This is a genomic window from Nostoc sp. (assembly GCF_036919675.1).
In the GTDB taxonomy this organism is placed as follows: Bacteria; Cyanobacteriota; Cyanobacteriia; order Cyanobacteriales; family Nostocaceae; genus Nostoc.
Genome location: NZ_JBALCP010000075.1, coordinates 1 through 21,482 on the forward strand (window position 1 = coordinate 1; position 21,482 = coordinate 21,482).

Below are 21,482 nucleotides of genomic sequence, written 5' to 3' on the forward strand. Positions count from 1 at the left end.
GAACGGAGTTCTGAGGTGGATGAACGGAGTTCTGAGGTGGATGAACGGAGTTCTGAGGTGGATGAACGGAGTTCTGAGGTGGATGAACGGAGTTCCGAGATGGATGAACGGAGTTCTGAGGTGGATGAATGAGTATTTAAGAGAGATGAACGAGTCCCCATGCGTGTCAACTTAACGTGAAACCCTTGTCAAGACGTGATATTCAGTTTTCTGGCTTCCCTCACGATCCGCGTTACCCCACCCTAACCCTCCCCTTTCTAAGGGGAGGGAACTAAATTTCCTGTTTCCCCCCTTGACAAGGGGGGATTAAGGGGGGTAAAACGCCTGTGGGACATGCATCTTAGCTTAAGTTGACACCAATGACGAGTCCCCAGTCTTTTTTTTGATCGCAATTTATCAAACATGACATTGGAAGAAACAGCCGCTCAAACACCTGAATTAGAATCGTTGACTGAAGAAAATCTGACCCGTGGTTTAATGGTGCTTGCCAATCTTGATAGCGATTTGGCTCGGATTTTAGAGACACTGGGGCCTCCACCTATATGGTCAAGAGAACCGGGTTTTGCAACGCTTCTATGCATAATTCTGGAACAGCAAGTTTCTGTAGCAGCTGCAAAGGCTGTATTTACCCGATTATGTGGGGTTGTTGTAACGCTGACACCAGAAAATTTTCTGAGATTGGATAATGTTCAATTGAGAGGAATTGGATTTAGTCGGCAAAAGATTTTATACTGTCGTGGGTTGGCGGATGCGATCGCAAGTGGTCAGCTTGACCTCAGCAAGTTGGAAAAAATGGATGAAACTGCGATCAGAACTGAGCTAAAGTGTCTCAAAGGGATAGGAGACTGGACAGTTGATATTTACTTGCTAATGGCACTGCAACGTCCTGATGTCTTTCCCAAAGGCGATTTAGCGATCGCGATCGCTTTCCAAAAACTCAAAGGATTGGCGACGCGGCCAACACCAGTTCAACTGGAAGCAATGACACAGCACTGGCGACCGTGGCGAGCAGTTGCTGCAAGACTTCTATGGCACTACTACTTGAGTAATGCCAATTCTCCCTAAACTTGCACTTAATGCTATACAGTTGCAGTTAAGCATTTCTTTCTTCTCTCTGCTTCCTCTGCGTCTTCTCTGCCAGACGCTAACCATGAATAGATTTTAGACAAGACGCCACATGCTTAAAGTCGCTAGAGCCGTCCAAAACAGTGGCTCCCCAACTTGTACGAATTACTACATAAATGATTTTTTTCGAGGTAAATTGTGTTTCTACCCATGTGGTAATAATCGGAAACCAATTTTTTTTAATTGTTAGGTTTGCTAATCAAAGAAATCTCTGTATTTTCTTTCTTCTGCTTTCACATATAATTGGAATCGGTTGAGCATTAGCCAAGGTTTCTAAACTAACTTTTTTAATTGATTGCAAGAGATTAATTACAATTTTTAACAACAGGTATCCACCAAGACTAAATTGGCTTTTTAAGTGTTTTTGGTAAAATGTTAGTTAGATTATCAATAATTAGGGATTATTGACAAACGTAGACCTGTCTTTTTATCCCATAAATTGCTGCATTCTAGACCCCATAAGTCTTGTAGCTTATTTGTTTTCCCCGTCAGGATTATTAGACTTATCGCCAAAATATTTTAGTTATCGCGTTGACCAAGAGGAAAAAGCTAGTGAAAGCCTTGGCTAAACTGGTTTTAGCTGATAATTTTTTGACTATCACAATATAATTATGAGCAGTAGCTAGAAAAAGTTTGTATTCACTATTTCAATAATATATATTTATTAAAATTTTTATTTTATCAAAATTTACTTCCACACTTAATTTAAATATCAGCCTTTTGGCATACACAAGGTTATAGCTTTAGAGGATGTTTTAAAAGGGTCTTTTACTTTTCTAGTTAGCAAAGCACTTCTGTACATGGCTCAAACCTTAATTTTTCGTTGTACTTAACCCAGTGCAGAACAGCAAAATTATACCTTCCGCGACTTTTAAAACATCCTCTTAGTAAAATTTGGCAGAGAGTGGCATCTGTTAATTAAGGAAAAGTTCATACTTAGGAATAATAAAGGAGTCCATTATCATTTATTTAGATAGATGAATAACCGGGCAAAAAAAGCAAATATTAAAAATAATTATAAAAAGAATAAAAATTGTTATTCCAATATTCGGAAAGTTGAGTTAATCATTATTTATGTCAAGCAAGAAAGTGCAAGTAGAAAATAGCGGTGCTACTAACGGTATCAGTGATATTGTGTCGCCAAAGCTGAGTGAAGCAAAACTATCGGAACCAGCCAAATTCCAATCATTAAAGACATCATCACTGAATTTATCCTCACTCAATAAAACTTCCCGAACAAAAAAATTTACAGATACACCTGATATAGTTTGCCTATCTCATTTGCGTTGGAATTTCGTTTATCAAAGACCACAACATCTTCTAAGCCGCTGTACTCAAGGAAAGCGGGTGTTCTTTATCGAGGAGCCAATTTTTAGCCAGGAACCATTGGGGCGATTGAATGTCAGCCAAGATGATAGTGGAGTTGTTGTTGTTGTACCACACTTACCAGAAGGTCTGAGCGAGGAAGCAATAAACGCAGATTTACAAGTGTTGATTAATGGTTTGTTTGTAGAGCATAACATCAACAAGTACATTTGTTGGTATTATACTCCAATGGCGATCGCTTGGACACGTCATTTGCAACCCCAAGCAGTTATATATGATTGCATGGATGAATTGTCTGCCTTTAAGGGAGCATCACCCACTTTAAAAAACTACGAAGCAGAACTGTTTCGTCGTGCAGACTTAGTGTTTACAGGGGGACAAAGCCTTTACGAAAGCAAGGTGAATCAGCACCCAAACATTTATGCATTTCCTAGTAGTGTAGATGTAGCCCACTTTGGACAAGGAAGAACCTTTGAAGAAGAACCAGTTGACCAAGCAAATATTCCTCATCCCCGTCTTGGGTTCTTTGGGGTGATTGACGAACGGATGGATATTGAACTGCTGGCTGGGATTGCCGAGGCTCGCCCTGATTGGCATTTAATAATAATTGGGCCAGTTGTGAAAATTGACCCAGCAATTTTGCCACAGCATGAAAATATTCATTACCTCGGTAGTAAAGACTATAAAGAGTTACCTGCATATTTGGCGGGTTGGAATTTGGCAATGTTGCCGTTTGCGCGAAACGAATCAACACGCTTTATCAGTCCAACTAAGACTCCAGAGTATCTTGCCGCAGGTAAACCAGTAGTGTCTACCTCAATTCAAGACGTAGTACGCCCTTATGGAGATTTGAAGTTAGTACGAATTGCAGACACTAGTGAAGAGTTCGTCACCGCCGCAGAACAGGCAATGCAAGAAGATACCCCAGTATCAGGATGGTTGAGTCGGGTAGATGCCTTTTTAGAGCAAATTTCTTGGGATCGGACTTGGGGATCGATGATGCAGTTGATAGAGTCTGCGATCGCTAGCACACAAGATGCCACAGTTAATGGTACAAATGGCAAATCTCATATCTCAACAAATGTCCCAGAAGCACCAAGCATCATTACCAGAGAGTTTTTATTTGATTACTTAGTTGTTGGTGCGGGGTTCTCTGGTAGCGTTCTAGCTGAACGTTTGGCGAGAAACTCTAGTAAAAAAGTATTGGTTGTGGATAAGCGCAACCACATCGGTGGTAATGCTTATGACCATTACGATAACCACGGTATTCTCGTACATAAATACGGCCCCCATATTTTTCACACCAACTCACGCGAAGTTTTTGAATACCTCTCACAGTTTACTCCCTGGCGTACTTACGAGCATCATGTTCTAGCCAGCGTAGATGGGCAACTCGTTCCCATCCCCATTAACCTTGACACCATCAACAAACTCTATGGAATGAACCTCAATTCATTCCAGGCGGAAGAGTTTTTTCAGTCGGTTGCAGAACCGAGAGAAGACATCCGTACCTCTGAAGATGTAGTTATCAGTAAAGTCGGTCAGGTACTTTACGAAAAATTCTTCCGAAATTACACCCGTAAACAATGGGGACTCGATCCATCGGAACTTGACAAAACAGTAATTGCCCGAATTCCCACCCGTACTAACCGTGACAGTCGATATTTCACGGATAGTTACCAAGCAATGCCACTGCACGGCTTTACCCGGATGTTCGAGAATATGCTAAATCACCCGAACATCAAGCTAATGCTCAACACTGATTACCGTGAAATCCAGAAAGGAATACCTTGCCGCGAAATCGTTTACACTGGCCCAATTGATGAGTTTTTTGATTATCGCTACGGTAAACTACCCTATCGCTCACTAGATTTTAAACACGAAACGCATCACACCCCTGTGTTTCAGTCAGCGCCAGTGATTAACTATCCCAACGAACAGCTCTATACCCGTGTCACTGAATTTAAGTACCTGACTGGACAGGAACATTCCAAAACTAGTATTGTTTACGAGTTTCCCAAAGCAGAGGGCGATCCTTATTATCCCGTGCCACGTCCTGAAAATCAGGAAATTTACAAACAATATAAAGCGCTGGCTGAGGTAAAGCCAGGGGTACATTTTGTGGGACGGCTAGCTACATACAAGTATCTCAACATGGATCATTGTGTAGCGCAGGCTTTGGCAACATACAAACAAATAGCGGTTAAGGCTTGAGTTTGTTGATCTTGATCATGGGCAGGTACTGCCCAGCCTACAATTCCTTAGTGAAGAAAGAATTCAGTCAAATAGATAGGACTTACGCATCAAGTACGAAATGTCGGGGCAATACCTTGCCCATTGGTGTCAACTTAACCGTAAACCCCTTTAAAACCTCGTTTTCAGCCTCTGGCTGGAAATACTCGTCATTGCGGCAGAGCCGCAAGTAAGAGGCGGAGCCTCTCATTAGGTATTAAGAGTCAGAGACTCTTGACGAGGCAATCTCTGAAGGACTTATCTAGACAGGCTTTCACTTTAATTTGACACCAATGTACCCTGCCTTAAGCCGCTTCTCTACGAGACGCTCCGCGTAGCTTACTTCTCCGTAGGAGTATGCGTCTAGATGAATTGCCCCTACGGTAAATCAAGGTTAATAAACCGCAAATATATGTTATATCTGCATTATTAAAACGCAGAAATACAAAGCTAATAGAAGCTTTAGTTGTGTAAATTATGACTTTTGTCTTTAACTCAAATAAAGATGCGGTTAATAGCGTCTTGAGAGAGAATAATTTACAACTCCCCCTGGAAGTATGGGCTGGTGTAGAGTGTACAGTTAATCGCGTGGGTAACGAGTATTTTGACCAGTTGGAATCCAACGGTCATGCAATGCGTTTGGATGACTTAGATTTATTTGCGGAATTAGGGATAAAAGCTATCCGCTACCCTGTGCTGTGGGAGAGGATAGCACCTAATGGATTAGAAAATGCTGATTGGTGCTGGGCGGATGAAAGACTGGGGCGCTTGCGGGAACTTTGCATCCGTCCGATTGTGGGATTAGTGCATCATGGCAGCGGGCCGCGTAACACTAGCTTGGTAGACTTGGAATTTCCAGAAAAACTAGCGGTGTTTGCTCGTGCAGTTGCAGATCGCTATCCTTGGATAACACATTACACACCTATAAATGAGCCACTGACAACAGCGCGATTTAGTGGGATGTATGGCCACTGGTATCCTCACGGTCGGGATGATTTAACTTTCGCTCGTGCTTTGTTGGGACAGTGCCGTGGAGTAGCACTGGCAATGCAGGTAATCCGGGAAGTCAACCCCAATGCCCAACTGCTCCAAACCGAGGATTTGGGTAAGATTTACAGTACACCAAAGCTGGCTTATCAAACAGAATTTGAGAACGAACGTCGCTGGTTGAGCTTTGATTTATTATGTGGTCGAATCACTCAAACTCATACCATGTGGGGTTACTTGCGCCACTGTGGTGTCAGTGAGGCTGAACTTGAGGAATTTTTGCAAAATCCTTGTCCACCTGACATCATCGGCATTAACCATTACTTAACTAGTGAACGCTTTTTGGATGAACACACAGAAAACTATCCAGCTTGGACTCATGGCGGTAATGGGCAACACAAGTATGCGGATGTAGAGGCGGTGCGAGTTTGTGCTGAGGGTTTGGCAGGCCCGCGCACATTGCTACTAGAGGCATGGGAACGCTATCACCTGCCCCTTGCTGTCACCGAAGTTCATGTCAGCTGCACTCGTGAGGAGCAGCTACGTTGGTTTTATGAAGTGTGGAATGCGGCGCAGGAATTACAATCTCAGGGTGTGGATATCCGCGCTGTAACTGCTTGGGCGCTCCTTGGTAGCTACGATTGGAATAGTTTAGTCACAAAAGCTCACGGCTACTACGAGCCAGGTGCATTTGATTTGCGTTCTCCACATCCCCGACCAACAGCGATCGCTAAAATGGTACGAGTTCTAGCAACTGGGCATCAACCAGATCACCCGCTACTTGATACCCCAGGATGGTGGCATCGCCAAGAGCGCCTGTTATACCCGGCGCTAAGTTGCAGTGGGGAAATAGGGAGAGCAAGAAAAAGTCAAGCAACATCTCCATCAGCTCCCCTAGCAATTCTCGGTGCGAGAGGAACTCTGGGAAAGGCTTTTGCTCGGTTGTGCCAAGTGCGCGGGATTTCATATCATCTGCTGACGCGTCAAGAGATGGATATTACCGATCCTGCCTCTGTGAATGCGGCGCTTACCAAGTTGAAGCCGTGGGCGGTTGTAAACGCTGCCGGATATGTGCGGGTGGACGATGCTGAACGTGAACCCGATGTTTGCCTGCAAGTGAACGCCGAAGGCCCAGCGATTCTAGCTGCTGCTTGCGCTCAACATCGTGTACGGTTATTGACTTTCTCCTCAGATTTGGTATTTGACGGTGCTGTGTCTAATCCTTATGTGGAAACTGATACCGTTGCCCCCCTGAATGTATATGGGTGCAGCAAAGTTTTGGCGGAAAAGCTTGTATTGCAGGCTGACCCAGCATCGCTAGTGATTCGCACCAGTGCATTTTTTGGGCCGTGGGATGATTACAATTTTATCACGATCGCCCTGCGTCAGCTTAGTGCTGGGAATACTTTCATCGCCGCAGAGGATGGAATTGTTTCACCTACCTATGTGCCAGATTTGGTTCATGCTAGCCTGGATTTATTAATTGACGGCGAGTGTGGGCTGTGGCATTTGGCGAACAAGAGTGCGATCGCCTGGGCTGATTTAGCACGGTTAGCGGCCAAGCGAGCTGGAGTCAGTGTCAGCAATCTGATTGCACTACCCACAGAAGAACTTGGTTTAACTGCTCTGCGCCCAAGTTACAGCGTTCTTGGTAGCAGCCGAGGTGAATTAATGCCATCCCTTGACAGTGCAATTTATCGCTACTTGGAAGAAAGAATCTAGGGGTCTGTTTTCTCAGCACTAAGGGACTTCCAAGAAATAAATTATCCAAATAAACGAACCACAGAGACACAGAGAACACAGAGAGAGGAAAAATGAGAGGGTTTTTGCGTCAGTTTTGGGACATTTTTTTATTTGGAAGTCCCTAAAGTGTTTACTACAAACCCTCTTGCACTAGCTTGACACTGTTAATAGAGATGTTGCACGCCCAAGAATCTGGTAGACAGATTTGAAGAATGCTTAATCAGCGATCATCAGATTTGGCGATCGCTGATTTCTATGGCACTACTACTTGAGTAATGCCAATGCTAAGGAATGCGGATTTATTAACTTCCAGATTTCTTGCACAGAAACATTTCAGTGCGCTGCTACCAGAAAAAAGTTGTGGATCTTATTAAATCCCGGTTCCTAAGTCGGTTACAGTTTACCCGTGAATACTCTCTCAGCCGGGCCTGTCATGTAAACCCTTTGGTCGATTTCTGACCATTGAATTTGCAAGGGGCCGCCTGGTAATTCTATAGTGGCAGCGCGATCGCATTTTCCTGTTAACACTCCAGCTACCAAGGAAGCACAAGCACCAGTACCACAAGCTAATGTAATCCCAGCACCCCGTTCCCATACCCGCATTTTCAAATAGTCACGGCGTACCACTTGCATAAATTCCGTATTTATGCGTTGCGGAAAAACTGGGTGATGCTCAAATTTAGGGCCGATGGTTTCTAGCTCAATTGCTGCTACATCTTCCACAAAAGTAATGCAGTGGGGATTTCCCATATTTACACAAGTGACTTCCCAAGTTTGCCCCGCCACCTCCAACGGCTGAGAAATTACTTTTTCTTGAGCGGGTGCAAGGGTGGTGGGAATTTCAACAGCGAGTAACCTGGGTAAACCCATATCCACCTTCACTAGACCATCAGATAAGAGTTGGGGAGTCATTACACCACCCAAAGTATGAATGCGATATGAGTCTTTATTCCGGGATTCGCCTTCTAAGTCTGCTAAAAAGCCAGCTAAACAGCGAATGCCATTGCCACACATTTCTGGTTCTGAACCATCGGAATTAAAAATCCGCATAGTGTAGTCAGTGCCGTTTTCTCCTGGTAGGGCAAAAATTACACCATCAGCACCGATACCAAAGTGGCGATCGCACAACTTGATGGCTTGCTCTGGGGTCACTACAGGCACAGATGACGAGCGATTGTCAATCAGAATAAAATCGTTGCCTAGACCATGATACTTAGTAAATTCGATTGCCATTTCTCCAAGGATGAATTATCAAGGATTAGTTACTCTTTATTTTGCCTTGTAGGTTCATCTTTACTAAAAATGCTTACCGAATTTGACACCGCTTTGCCTAGTATTAGACAAGTCCAAACCCTGATTAAACAAACAAAACCAGTAGAGTTCAAGTTGCTGACTGGTGATGTGGTAACAGGGAGGGTTTTATGGCAAGACCCACACTGTATCTGTATTGCTGATGAAAACAGTCAGCAAACCACTGTTTGGAAACAAGCGATCGCTTATATTAAACCGAAAACAAGTGAGTGAGGAGTTACAGCTATTTTCAGGTAAATAGACGACGCTCTAGGGGCACAGCATTGCTGTGCCCCTACGACAGATGTGGTTCAAATACATGAAAACATCTGTAAAATTCTAAACTCCTAACTCCTAACTCCACTGGCGACGACAAATAACTGTTCTAGTTGACTCAGACCTGTCAAGCCACCACATAACAATACTTGGTCGCTAACTCGTAAGTCCATGCCGCCATCAGGATAGCGGATAAACTTGCCATCTCGCCGGATCGCCTGTACCTGTACTCCATATTGCTTGCCGATATCTAAATCTCTAAGGGTTTTACCTAGCGTTGGCGCATCTGCATTAACTGTAATCCACTGACAAGCACTATTTTCTCCAGGAACAACAGCTTGTCCTTTAGCTAACTCTGCCAAAGCTGCTAATTCTTCATCTGCTCCCACTACCAGCAAGCGATCGCCTTCTTCCAATTTGGTTTGATTATTGGGATAATCGATTTCATCCCCGTTAGCGCGGCGAATTGCCATCAAACTCGCTCCTGTTAAGTAGCGCATATCTACTTCTTCTATGCTCATGCCAATTAAAGGCGAAGCAGATGGTAAAGGATACCAGCGCTGATTTAAATCGCGAGTTGCTTGGCGCAAATCACGAGCAACTTCAGTAGCAGAAAGCTCTGGCCGCAAATCTAAATAATGATCGTTGCGGATTTGCTGCATTTGGCGTTGGACGACAGCTGGCGACAACAAGCCTAAGCCAGTTAATAAATGAGTTGCCATTTCTAAGCTGGCTTCAAACTCTGGTTGCACAACTTCTTTTGCTCCCAATTGATACAGCACCTCAATATTTTTATCCTGGGTAGCACGGACAACCAAATCTAATTCTGGGCGCAATTCCAAAGCGCGTTTCAAGCAAAGACGGGTACTCATGGGGTCTGGGAGGGCGATCGCCATTCCTTTGGCATAATTCACGCCAGCAGTTTCCAGAACATGTAAACTCACGCAATTGCCATAGACATAAGACACACCCATCTCACGCAACTGCTGAATTCTACTTTCTGATTGGTCGATTACTACCACAGGCAAGTCATGTTGCAGCAACAACTTTACTAAATTTTTGCCAACTTGCCCATAGCCACAAACTACCACATGGTTTTTGAAGGGCAAATCTTCCGACACATCCCGCGCCTCTTGTTCTTCTAAATACGGTTTCAACCAGGGCATTGATTCGGCAAAGTTAAATAAAAATGGCACTAGCCGCAGGACAAAGGGAGTAAGCATGAGAGTAACTGCGGTGGTTCCCAAAATTAATAAGTATATTTGTCGGGACACCAGCCCCAAAGACTGCCCTTCACTAGCGAGGACAAAGGAAAATTCTCCAATTTGCGCCAGTCCCAAACCGGCAATTATCGCTGTTTTCAAAGGGTAGCCAAACAGCTTTACTAGGGGGGTGATAATCAAAAATTTCCCTACGAAAACTATTGCCACTAACCCCAAAATCAATTCTAGGTTGTTCCACAAAAACACTGGGTCGATTAACATCCCAATGGCGGCAAAAAATAAACTGGCAAAGATATCTCGCAAGGGTTCGACATAAGTCAAGGTTTGATCGGCGTACTCCACTTCAGAAATCATCAAACCTGCGACAAATGCCCCCATTTCAATCGACAGCCCCAAATGCTCTGTCAACAGAGCAATGCCCAAACATAGAGCTACAACCCCTAATAAAAATAGTTCTTTGCTTTCGGTACGGGCTAACAGTTGCAACAAAGGTGGTATCAGCCAAATCCCCGCAACTACTGCTCCGGCGGCAAATAAACCAATCAACAGTAGTGCTGTCAGCACAGTGATGCCAATAGTTTCTGCTGGTTGGTTAAGGGCTGGTAAGACTGCTAACATCAGTCCTAGTGCCAAGTCCTGTACTACCAGAATCCCTAGCATAACTTGCCCGTGGGGCGTTTCTGTTTCGTTATCTTCCATTAAGCACTTGAGGACAACCGCCGTGGAAGACAAGGACAGAATACATCCCAAAAACATCCCCTTAGCAGGTAAGGCTCCCCAGGCTCCGGTTAACCCGCATACCACAACTGTGATCAAAATCGTCAAAGCAATCTGGAGTCCACCTCCGCCAAGAGCGATCGCTTTTACCTTCTTGAGTTCGGCAAAGGAAAATTCCACACCCAAGGCGAATAACAAAAAGGCAACCCCGAACTGTGCCAGAGTCTCTACTTGAATAAGTTCTTTAATCAGTCCCAGTCCGGCTGGCCCAATGATCATCCCGCCTATGAGATAACCTAGCAGCACGGGTTGTCGCAAAAGTGCCGCCAACAGTCCGCCACAGGCTGCAACTCCTAGAACTAAAACTAAATCAACAATTAGCCTAAAATCTTCTTGCACCAGTTTTAAAAGAACTATTAATTAAGACCTATTAATTCAGGATACAAAGTTTTATGTGCTCAAACTGCTTGTTTAGTAAAGGTGCGACAAAATTTGATTATTTTGAAGGCGGCAATTAGAGTTTTTATTGGAGAACTTATGCACTGTACAAATTAATCATGGTATGCATTTACCAAAATAGGTCGTTTCCAACTTTGATTAATCATCTGGGATGGTAAATAGACCTGTGCTGTAGGGGTAAAGCGCATTGCTTATTGGTGTCAACTTAAGCTCAAATCCCTTTAAAACCTCGTTTCCAGCCAGAGGCTGGAAATGCTGATCATTGTGGCTCTGCCGCGAGTAAGGGAGGCGGCAGCCCCCACATTAGGCATTCCCAGTCAGAGACTGGGAACGAGAGAATCTCTAAAAGCTTGTTCTAGACTGGCTTTCAAAGACTCGTTCCCGAGTCTGAAAAATGGATCAACGGAGCTAAAAGACTGATTAACGAGTATCAAAGGTGGATGAACGCAGCTAAAAGACTCGTTAATGAGTATCAAAGGTGGATGAACGCAGCTAAAAGACTCGTTCACGAGTATCAAAGGTGGATAAACGCAGCTAAAAGACTCGTTCACGATTATCAAAGGTGGATGAACGTAGCTAAAAGACTCGTTCACGAGTATCAAAGGTGGATAAACGCAGCTAAAAGACTCGTTCACGAGTATCAAAGGTGGATGCCCCATCCCCAATGCCGATTAAATTTTAGGCGAGCTAAGGGCATTCAGTAGTAGGAGTGACCACGGCATTTTAATATCAGGTATGAGCCATGAGTACTTTCTCAGTACAGGCAATGCAGCCGACAGCACAAAACGTAGAGAACGTAGCGATGCGGGCCGATCGCCATTTTCATCTACAATTCCATATTGCTTGGCTAATTCGGCAACAATCTGCACCCGTCCTGTACGGCGCATGAGATTTGGCTCACAAGCAAGTGCAGCAATCACTCGTCCAGTTAATAAGGGAGTTTCCCAGTTGTAGCGATCGCTGATGAATGAGCTTTTTTGATCAGTAGCATTGGTTTGATTCATTTCAGAAGCAAAACGGGAAAAAAGCTCAGTACCAACTATACCTGGCCAAATTGAAACAGAAGCGACATTATGGGGTTTGAGTTCAACAGCCATATTAGCTGCTAGGCGATCGCAAGCTGCTTTACCAACACCGTATGCTGTATTAAAAATGTAAGACATCCCAGCCCACGAGGAAATGGTGCAAATTAGTCCAGAGTTACGCTTGGTCATCATTCGGGCAGCAAAAACACTCGCAACATAGTGGCTACGAAGACCAACGTTGTTGCTAGCATCCCAAATACTTGGTTCACCATCCCAAAAGGGCTGCCCATAGGCGTCTTTTACTGCCTGAACTCCTGAGTAAGCATTGTTAACCAGTAGGTCGAGTTGTCCATCCTGCTCATCTTGGATGCGCTCAAACAGTAAACGCACCTGCTCATCGTCACTGTGGTCTACTTGGACTGGAATGCATACACCACCGACTTCCTCTATGGCTGATTGGGTTTCACTAAGACTCCCTGAAACCGTATCACTGGAAGAGTTGTTGAGGCTGCGGCCGGTAACGTATACAGTTGCACCAGCCTCAGCCAAGCCAATAGCAATTCCCCTACCAATTCCCCGCGTAGCACCTGTTACCAATGCCACTCTATCTTCAAGATGTTTCATGATCGCTTTTCTCTGCGGTTAATGGTATAGCCAAACACGCAATAGTGAAAGCAGTTGTTCAGTATCTACGGGTTTGGTGATGTAGTCGGATGCACCCGCTTCAATACACTTCTCGCGATCGCCTTGCATGGCTTTAGCGGTCAGTGCAATAATCGGCAAAGATTTAAATTGATCGTTTTGGCGGATTACGCGTGTTGTTTCGTAACCGTCCATTTCTGGCATCATCACGTCCATCAAAACGACATCAATATCTGATGTCGTTTCTAACAAAGTAATCCCCTCCCTACCGTTTTCAGCATATAAAACCTGTATTTGATAACGCTCTAACATACTGGTCAGCGCGAAGATATTACGCACATCGTCGTCTATAATTAGCGCTTTCTTGCCAGTGAGTAAGTAGTCTTGTGAATGCAGTTGTTCGAGTATTTCTCGCTTGGGTGCGGGTAAATTTGCTTGGACTCGGTGTAAAAACAATGCTGTTTCATCGAGGAGACGTTCGGGCGATCGCACATCTTTAATGATGATTGTTTCGGCAATTCGCCTGAGTTCTGTTTCTTGAGCTTTGCTAATTTCTCTACCTGTATAAACAATAATTGGTAATGTTTTGCCGTTAGGTAGAAGCTTTATCTGTTCGATCAGTTCAAACCCAGTCATGTCAGGTAGCCCTAAATCGAGAACGAGACAATCAAAATGCTGGGCGCGAATAGCTTCTAGCGCTTCTGCACCTGTGCCAACAGCAGTAGTAGAAACATCGCTGTTGCCAATCAACTCGACAATACTAAGCCGTTGAATGTCGTCATCTTCGACGACTAACAAATTTTTCACTTGGCGCTCAACAAAACCTTTAATTTTAGTCAACGCCTGGGATATTGTCTCGCTGGTTAAAGGCTTTTGCAGATATGCGATCGCTCCTAGTTGCAAACCGCGTTGTCTCCCTTCCTCAACGCTCATAATATGTACAGGAATGTGACGTGTATTTTGGTCATGTTTCAGGCGATCCAATACCGTCCAACCATCCATTTCTGGTAACCTAATATCTAGCAAAATGGCTGAAGGTAGGAATTGCTGCGCTAGTGTCAAACCTGTACTGCCGTTTTGGGCAGTTATTACTTTGAATCCTTGCTGTTGCGCCATCTCTATGAGGATACGCGCAAAATTAACGTCATCTTCGACAATTAACAACACGCGATCGCCTATGCCAATAGTAGTGCGATCGTCATTTAAACCTGCTGTTAGGGGATAGCTCTGGTTTAGCCGGGGCTGAGTGCTGTTAGCGGATAGCTCTGGTTTAGCCGGGACTGAGTAGGGAGTGGGAAATATTAATGTAGACTCTTGACTATTGACTCTTAACTCTTGTCTCAATTGGGGGACGTAGAACGTAAACGTGCTACCTTGACCGGGTTGACTGACTAATTTAATTTCTCCACCAAAGAGATGGGCGATTTCGCGGCTAATTGATAAGCCCAATCCAGTGCCGCCGTATCTCCGACTGGTAGAGCCATCGGCTTGCTGAAATGCCTCGAAAATCACTTTCTGCTTTTCGGGGGCAATGCCAATGCCTGTATCGCTGACTGAGAAGGCAATCACAAGCTGGGCGCTATTTAGAGTTTTCTGGTCGTTGCTCCATCCCTGCTTCGCCACCGCAATCTTTAAGCGAACCTCCCCATGCTGTGTAAATTTAAAAGCGTTGGAGAGGAGATTTTTCAACACCTGTTGTAAGCGTTTGACATCTGTATTGATGCTGATTGGCAATTCGGGAGCAAATTCAATTGCAAAGCCAAGTCTTTTGCTCTGAGCTATTTCTCCGAAGGTGCGCTCAGTCTGTTCGCCCAACTCTGCTAACGATATTTGGGTTATGTCAATTGACATAGTTCCAGATTCAATTTTAGCGAGATCCAGAATGTCATTGATTAACGTCAACAAATCAGTACCTGCTGAATAAATTGTCTGGCTGTATTCGACTTGTTTGTTGGTGAGGTTGTGATCAATGTTATCTGCCAACAACTTCGCCAAAATCAACAAGCTGTTCAACGGTGTCCGCAGTTCATGGGACATGTTGGCGAGAAATTCTGATTTGTATTTTGAGGAAAGGGCGAGTTGTTCAGCCTTGTCTTCTAAAGAGAGTCTTGCTTGTTCAATTTCGCGATTTTTGCGCTCGACTTCTTTCTTCTGCGTAGCTAACAACTCTGCCTTTTCTTCTAACTCAGCATTGGTTTGTTGCAATTCCTCTTGCTGTCCTTTGAGTAAATCCTCTGAGGCTTTGAGGGATTGGGCTTGTTGTTCTAAACGCTGGTTGGTTTCCCGAAGTTCACTTTGCTGGGTTTGGAGTTCTTCAGCCAAAGATTGCGACTGCTTGAGTAATTCTTCAGTTCGCATCGATGCTGCGATCGTGTTCAGGACGATCGCTATACTTTCGGTAAGTTGGTCGAAGAATGTCAAATGAATTTCGCTAAAGCGGCGAAATGAAGCTAATTCTATGACTGCTGTCACCTGTCCTTCAAAAAGTACAGGTAACACCACCGCATTAAGTGGCGTGGCTTCTCCCAAACCAGAGGAAATTCTGACATAATCACTTGGTACTTCCGTCAGCAGAATTCGCTCTTTTTCTAAAGCGCATTGTCCCACCAAACCTTCACCCAAGTGGAAGCGGTTAGCCAAATGTCTGCGTTCGCGGTAAGCGTAGCTACTAATTAGTTTCAAATACGGTGTATTTTCCCCATACTCCATCAGGAAGAATACGCCGTGTTGCGCTCCTACCAGGGGTGCAAGTTCTGAGAGAATTAGTTTAGATACAGTTTCCAACTCTCGCTGCCCTTGCAGCATTCGGGTAAACTTAGCTAAGTTAGTTTTCAACCAGTCTTGTTCGGTGTTTTTCTGCGTTGTTTCCCGCAGATTGGCAATCATTTGGTTGATGTTGTCTTTGAGGATGGCAACTTCCCCTAGCGCTTCGACAGCAATGGAACGAGTTAAATCGCCCTTAGTTACAGCTGTAGCAACTTCTGCCAGCGATCGCAACTGGGTGGTAAGTGTAGCAGCGAGTTCGTTGACGTTATCTGTCAAATCTTTCCAAGTCCCAGCCGCCCCAGGGACTCTCGCTTGTCCCCCTAACTTCCCTTCAATTCCCACTTCCCGCGCCACTGTGGTTACTTGATTGGCAAACGTTGCTAGGGTATCAATCATTTCGTTGATTGTTTCTGCCAAAGTTTCAATTTCTCCCTTGGCATCTAACATCAGTTTCCGTTTCAAGTCACCATTAGCAACCGCCGTTACAACTCTGGCAATACCGCGCACTTGAGCCGTTAAGTTCCCCGCCATCGAGTTAACGTTGTCTGTTAAATCTTTCCAAGTCCCTGCAACACCTTGGACTTGCGCTTGTCCGCCCAACTTCCCTTCAGTTCCCACTTCCCGCGCCACCCGCGTTACTTCACTTGCAAAGGAACTGAGTTGATCAACCATTGTATTGGTAGTATTCTTCAAGTCTAAAATTTCGCCTCTGGCATCGACGGTAATTTTCTTAGAAAGGTCGCCATTAGCTACCGCCTTTGTAACTTCCGCGATGTTGCGAACTTGTCCGGTTAAGTTCCCCGCCATCGAGTTAACGTTGTCTGTTAAATCTTTCCAAGTGCCTGCAACTCCTCTAACGTAGGCTTGCACACCTAATTTACCTTCCGTCCCCACCTCCCGCGCCACCCTTGTAACTTCTGATGCAAAGGAATTTAGCTGATCCACCATTGTATTAATGGTGTTTTTGAGTTCCAGAATTTCGCCTTTCACATCGACAGTAATTTTCTTCGAGAGGTCGCCCTTCGCTACAGCTGTGGTAACTTCAGCAATGTTTCGCACTTGCGCCGTCAAACTTCCCGCCATAAAGTTTACACTGTCGGTGAGATCCTTCCAAGTGCCGGCGACACCTTTAACTTCCGCTTGTACACCCAGCTTCCCTTCAGTTCCCACCTCACGGGCAACTCTTGTAACTTCACTTGCAAAGGAATTAAGTTGATCTACCATCGTGTTGACGGTGTTCTTCAACTCTAAAATTTCACCTTTGACATCAACGGAGATTTTTTTAGATAAGTCGCCATTAGCTACAGCGGTGGTGACGGCGGCAATGTTTCGCACCTGTGCCGTTAAACTTCCCGCCATGAAGTTCACACTGTCAGTTAAATCTTTCCAAGTGCCAGCCACACCCTTAACATCAGCTTGCACACCCAACTTACCCTCACTTCCCACCTCACGCGCCACCCGCGTCACTTCACTTGCAAAGGAGTTGAGTTGATCCACCATTATATTGATGGTATTCTTAAGTTCCAGAATTTCGCCTTTGACAGCAACAGTAATTTTCTTAGATAAGTCACCATTGGCGATCGCAGTTGCAACTTCGGCAATGTTTCGCACTTGATCGGTGAGGTTCCCCGCCATTAAATTTACGTTGTCGGTTAAGTCTTTCCAAGTACCTGCCACTCCTCTAACTTCCGCTTGCACGCCCAATTTACCTTCAGTTCCCACTTCCCGGGCGACTCGCGTCACTTCACTAGCAAAGGAACTGAGTTGATCCACCATCGTGTTGATGGTATTTTTCAACTCCAGCATTTCACCTTTAACATCTACAGTGATTTTCTTAGAAAGGTCACCTGTTGCTACGGCGGTAGTTACTTCGGCAATATTCCGCACTTGTGCCGTTAAACTTCCCGCCATGAAATTCACGCTGTCAGTTAAATCTTTCCAAGTGCCAGCCACACCGCGCACTTCTGCTTGCACGCCCAGTTTCCCCTCGCTTCCCACCTCACGCGCAACCCTCGTTACTTCTGATGCAAAGGAATTGAGTTGATCCACCATTGTGTTGATGGTGTTTTTGAGTTCCAGAATTTCACCTTTGACATCGACAGTGATTTTCTTGGATAAGTCGCCTGTTGCCACAGCAGTAGTCACTTCCGCAATGTTCCGCACCTGCGCCGTTAAACTACCCGCCATGAAGTTTACGCTATCAGTTAAATCTTTCCAAGTGCCAGCGACACCCTTAACATCGGCTTGCACGCCCAGTTTCCCTTCACTACCCACCTCACGCGCAACTCTTGTGACTTCACTTGCAAAGGAACTAAGTTGATCCACCATTATATTGATGGTATTCTTGAGTTCTAGAATTTCACCTCTGACATCGACGGTGATTTTTTTAGAGAGATCACCATTTGCGATCGCAGTGGCAACTTCGGCAATATTTCGCACCTGTCCGGTGAGATTACCCGCCATTAAGTTAACGTTGTCAGTTAAATCTTTCCAAGTACCCGCTACTCCCTGCACTTGCGCTTGCACGCCTAATTTTCCTTCAGTTCCCACCTCACGCGCAACTCTTGTTACTTCCGATGCAAAGGAATTAAGCTGAACCACCATCGTATTGATCGTGTTTTTCAACTCCAGTATTTCGCCTTTGACATCCACAGTGATTTTCTTAGATAAATCACCATTCGCTACAGCCGTGGTAACTTCCGCAATATTCCGCACTTGTGCCGTCAAGCTTCCCGCCATGAAATTCACACTATCGGTAAGGTCTTTCCAAGTACCCGCTACTCCCCGAACTTCTGCTTGACCGCCCAATTTGCCTTCTGCACCCACCTCACGCGCAACTCTTGTTACTTCTGATGCAAAGGAATTAAGTTGATCCACCATGATGTTGACGGTGTTTTTCAACTCCAAAATTTCGCCTTTGACATCGACAGTAATTTTCTTAGACAAATCACCATTCGCTACCGCCGTTGTTACTTCCGCAATGTTACGGACTTGGGCAGTCAAATTCCCTGCCATTAAGTTAACGTTGTCTGTGAGATCCTTCCAAGTGCCGGCGACACCTTTAACTTCGGCTTGCACGCCCAATTTCCCTTCAGTTCCCACCTCACGCGCAACTCGCGTTACTTCCGATGCAAAAGAATTAAGCTGATCCACCATCGTGTTGACGGTGTTTTTAAGTTCTAGAATTTCGCCTTTAACATCGACAGTGATTTTTTTGGATAAGTCACCGTTAGCGATCGCAGTGGCAACTTCGGCAATGTTCCGAACTTGTCCGGTGAGATTTCCCGCCATCAAGTTAACGCTATCAGTCAAATCTTTCCAAGTACCAGCAACACCTTGGACTTCGGCTTGAACACCTAATTTCCCTTCAGTTCCCACCTCACGCGCCACCCGCGTTACTTCCGATGCAAAAGAACCAAGCCGATCTACCATCGTGTTAACGATGTTAGCAGTTTGGAGAAACTCACCTTGCAAAGGTCTGCCCTCAAGTTCTGTGGCGATCGTTTGCGATAAGTCACCATTGGCAACTGACCGAATTACCCGAGTAGTTTCTGCTGTTGGTTGGACTAAATCTGTAATCAGAGTATTGACAGAAGTAACACAATGTGACCATGAACCACGAACATCTCCCAGAGAGGCGCGTTCAGCAATTTTGCCTTCTTTGCCGACAACATTACCAATCCGTTGTAGTTCTGCCGCCATTCGCTCATTCTGATCAATAATATCATTGAGCGTGTCAGCTATTTTCCCCGCCACACCAGTATGGTCTATGGGCATCCGAGCCGAGAAGTCACCCTGTTTAACAGCATTCAGCGTTCTTAGTAGCTGATTTAAATCTAGATTGTCGCTGTCTCTAGTTAACTGTTCGGTTGCCATAGCCTTATCTCTAAAGAATTTTCTGGGTTTTCGTGTTTAAAAGAGGTTTTCTTAAAGCAATTCCTGACTCTATATTCCGGTTTGCACCCGTAATGCATACTAACTTCTAATGATAACGGGGGAAAGGCAAGGAGGCAGAGGGTAGTTTGCTATGGGGTTTGTGCAGCGTTTGCTCTAGTAGATTGTTAATAAAGAAGACGCAGTGAACCAGCGCTGTCGGCGGGCTTGCTGCGTCTGTTTTATTATTGTTGATTAACTTGCGATCGCTTCCAGCGGGCGGTTACGCCATCGCAACTGACTTTCTGCGGGAAGGACGCTTGCGCTCTGATTTTTTCTTTAGTCCAACCGCTTGGGCTTGGTCGCTATCTGACCCATATTGTCCGCGGATTACTTCTTTCATAGCTAATACAGCATTGTGAAATTCCCATTCTGCTAATCGCGCAGCATCGGTAGCAGCACGGTATAAAGTTAGTTTCTCAGTTTCGGCTTGTTGCTGCGTCAACATAGCTTGATAAGCTTGCTGTAAGTTTGTTATAGAGGCATCAGCACGGGTCGTATCATAGGTACTGACAGTTTGCAAACCGTGTAATGAAGTAATATCTTGATTAATTGATTGAGAGGGCAAACGGCGGGTTTTATCTTGGGTAGGCATATATGCATACTGTTGTAAGGGATAAGTTTAATGTGCCCATTACAACAAAAAAACTAACAGTAAATGAGATTTTTAGATAGAACAAAGTTAAGGAAACGTGGGTTAATTTTTGCAAGTCGATGCGATCGCATTGTTAGTCGATACAATGGCATTGTCAGTTGATGCGATCGCATTGTTAGTCGATACAATGGGATTGTCAGTTGATGCAATGGGATTGTCAGTTGATGCAATGGGATTGTCAATCGATGCAATGGGATTGTCAGTCGATGCAATGGCAATGCAGGGGGTTGCGTTTAGATAGCGTCGAATAAAAAACCTCTCCCTGGTTAGACTACGCAAAACCTGTCCCTCTCTGAGTCGGAGCTACGGTGTACACACAAGTCTTTTAGAGTTGCTCCACAGCGTTTCTCTCGTTCCTATGCTCTGCATGGGAATGGCTGATAAGAGGCTCTGCCTCCAATCAGACATTGAGTCGGAGCCTCGATGAATGCATTCCCATGCAGAGCATGGGAACGAGGAATGAAGCAGGTAGGTGGGAAAATTTATAAGTATGTCATTACTACTGATTACGGGGGGTAGAAAAGCCTGCCTGTAGCTAAAAACGGGCTTTTTGAACCCACCCCACAAGATTAGACAATTTATTTGTTGGAAATCTCTTAGCGTGAAACGTGTAACGCACCCTACAACACTAGGGTGGGGAAATCTCCAAATCTTTGCAAATCTTGATAGCTAGAATATCAACAATCTCAGTATGTTTTGGAACTGCCGAGGTTCTGTTGTTTGATGGATTGTAATAAATCGTATGCCTTCCACCCTCCCGAAGAAACAAACAGCCGTTCTCTTGCAAATGGCGAATCAATTCACGTCTTTTCAGTAAAATTTGACAGTAATCTGTTCACGGACGACATCTTTACCGGAGAGTTGTTGCTCTGCGAGTTCCCGATTTGATATTAGAATTAACTCTATCGCTTCCCGTAGACTTATTCTCGCTTCTTCCAGCGTTCTCTCTTGGACATTGGCACCCGGTAACTCTTGAACGTAGCCAATATACCAGTCTTCTACCTTTTCAAATACAGCAGTAAAAGAGTTTTCCATATAATTTGCTATTGAATGTTACGAGATATCAAATGCTAACGGACTCAA

The 21,482-nt window shown here is 44.8% G+C and carries 12 protein-coding genes and 1 pseudogene; 5 read left to right on the forward strand and 8 right to left on the reverse strand.

Features of this window, described 5'->3' with window-relative positions; translation table 11 throughout:
- The first annotated feature begins 402 nt into the window (after positions 1-402).
- Entirely contained in the window at positions 403-1,065 is a 663-nt protein-coding gene (locus V7K49_RS15565) for a DNA-3-methyladenine glycosylase family protein (protein WP_334867389.1), read from the forward strand.
- Positions 1,066-1,213: 148 nt separating this feature from the next.
- Here V7K49_RS15565 and V7K49_RS15570 read toward each other — a convergent pair.
- Positions 1,214-1,453 (reverse strand): annotated as a pseudogene (locus V7K49_RS15570) (IS4 family transposase); the annotation flags it as partial.
- 746 nt (positions 1,454-2,199) lie between these two features.
- On the opposite strand from V7K49_RS15570, the gene glf reads away from it, so the two are divergent.
- Entirely contained in the window at positions 2,200-4,665 is a 2,466-nt protein-coding gene (glf, locus tag V7K49_RS15575) for a UDP-galactopyranose mutase (RefSeq protein ID WP_335206315.1), read from the forward strand.
- 495 nt (positions 4,666-5,160) lie between these two features.
- A complete protein-coding gene (locus V7K49_RS15580) occupies positions 5,161-7,392 on the forward strand; it encodes a family 1 glycosylhydrolase (RefSeq protein ID WP_335206316.1) in 2,232 nt (743 codons plus the stop codon).
- 414 nt (positions 7,393-7,806) lie between these two features.
- Here V7K49_RS15580 and dapF read toward each other — a convergent pair whose 3' ends face one another.
- Positions 7,807-8,646 (reverse strand): diaminopimelate epimerase, encoded by an 840-nt coding sequence (gene dapF / locus V7K49_RS15585; RefSeq protein WP_335206317.1) that lies wholly within the window; start codon positions 8,644-8,646, stop codon positions 7,807-7,809.
- A gap of 69 nt (positions 8,647-8,715) precedes the next feature.
- Between dapF and V7K49_RS15590 the strand changes: the two genes are divergently transcribed.
- Complete coding sequence (locus V7K49_RS15590; protein ID WP_335206318.1) at positions 8,716-8,937, forward strand: Hfq-related RNA-binding protein; 222 nt, start codon at positions 8,716-8,718, stop codon at positions 8,935-8,937.
- Between the two features lie 113 nt (positions 8,938-9,050).
- On the opposite strand, the gene V7K49_RS15595 is transcribed toward V7K49_RS15590, so the two are convergent.
- The 4 genes from V7K49_RS15595 to V7K49_RS15610 all read right to left on the reverse strand — a co-directional run bounded on the left by V7K49_RS15595 (position 9,051) and on the right by V7K49_RS15610 (position 20,339).
- Positions 9,051-11,318, reverse strand: a complete 2,268-nt coding sequence (locus V7K49_RS15595) for a cation:proton antiporter domain-containing protein (RefSeq protein WP_335206319.1) — start codon at positions 11,316-11,318, stop codon at positions 9,051-9,053.
- A 731-nt stretch (positions 11,319-12,049) separates the two neighbouring features.
- A complete protein-coding gene (locus V7K49_RS15600; protein ID WP_335206320.1) occupies positions 12,050-13,027 on the reverse strand; it encodes an SDR family NAD(P)-dependent oxidoreductase in 978 nt (325 codons plus the stop codon).
- An 18-nt stretch (positions 13,028-13,045) separates the two neighbouring features.
- Positions 13,046-19,687, reverse strand: a complete 6,642-nt coding sequence (locus tag V7K49_RS15605) for a HAMP domain-containing protein (protein ID WP_335206321.1) — start codon at positions 19,685-19,687, stop codon at positions 13,046-13,048.
- Positions 19,688-19,967: 280 nt separating this feature from the next.
- Entirely contained in the window at positions 19,968-20,339 is a 372-nt protein-coding gene (locus V7K49_RS15610) for a hypothetical protein (protein ID WP_334867369.1), read from the reverse strand.
- Between the two features lie 109 nt (positions 20,340-20,448).
- On the opposite strand from V7K49_RS15610, the gene V7K49_RS15615 reads away from it, so the two are divergent.
- Positions 20,449-20,640: a hypothetical protein gene (locus V7K49_RS15615; protein ID WP_335206322.1), complete on the forward strand. Its 192-nt coding sequence runs from the start codon at positions 20,449-20,451 to the stop codon at positions 20,638-20,640.
- Between the two features lie 387 nt (positions 20,641-21,027).
- On the opposite strand, the gene V7K49_RS15620 is transcribed toward V7K49_RS15615, so the two are convergent.
- Positions 21,028-21,198: a type II toxin-antitoxin system HicA family toxin gene (locus V7K49_RS15620; RefSeq protein WP_335206324.1), complete on the reverse strand. Its 171-nt coding sequence runs from the start codon at positions 21,196-21,198 to the stop codon at positions 21,028-21,030.
- An 11-nt stretch (positions 21,199-21,209) separates the two neighbouring features.
- Entirely contained in the window at positions 21,210-21,434 is a 225-nt protein-coding gene (locus V7K49_RS15625) for a type II toxin-antitoxin system HicB family antitoxin (protein ID WP_335206325.1), read from the reverse strand.
- Positions 21,435-21,482 lie beyond the last annotated feature (48 nt).

Excerpts from the sequence above, each read along its gene's own strand:
- V7K49_RS15605 (WP_335206321.1), bottom strand. The coding sequence starts at position 19,687 with ATGGCAACCGAACAGTTAACTAGAGACAGCGACAATCTAGATTTAAAT.
- dapF (WP_335206317.1), bottom strand. The coding sequence starts at position 8,646 with ATGGCAATCGAATTTACTAAGTATCATGGTCTAGGCAACGATTTTATT.
- V7K49_RS15590 (WP_335206318.1), top strand. The coding sequence starts at position 8,716 with ATGCTTACCGAATTTGACACCGCTTTGCCTAGTATTAGACAAGTCCAA.
- V7K49_RS15625 (WP_335206325.1), bottom strand. The coding sequence starts at position 21,434 with ATGGAAAACTCTTTTACTGCTGTATTTGAAAAGGTAGAAGACTGGTAT.
- glf (WP_335206315.1), top strand. The coding sequence starts at position 2,200 with ATGTCAAGCAAGAAAGTGCAAGTAGAAAATAGCGGTGCTACTAACGGT.
- V7K49_RS15610 (WP_334867369.1), bottom strand. The coding sequence starts at position 20,339 with ATGCCTACCCAAGATAAAACCCGCCGTTTGCCCTCTCAATCAATTAAT.
- V7K49_RS15600 (WP_335206320.1), bottom strand. The coding sequence starts at position 13,027 with ATGAAACATCTTGAAGATAGAGTGGCATTGGTAACAGGTGCTACGCGG.
- V7K49_RS15580 (WP_335206316.1), top strand. The coding sequence starts at position 5,161 with ATGACTTTTGTCTTTAACTCAAATAAAGATGCGGTTAATAGCGTCTTG.
- V7K49_RS15565 (WP_334867389.1), top strand. The coding sequence starts at position 403 with ATGACATTGGAAGAAACAGCCGCTCAAACACCTGAATTAGAATCGTTG.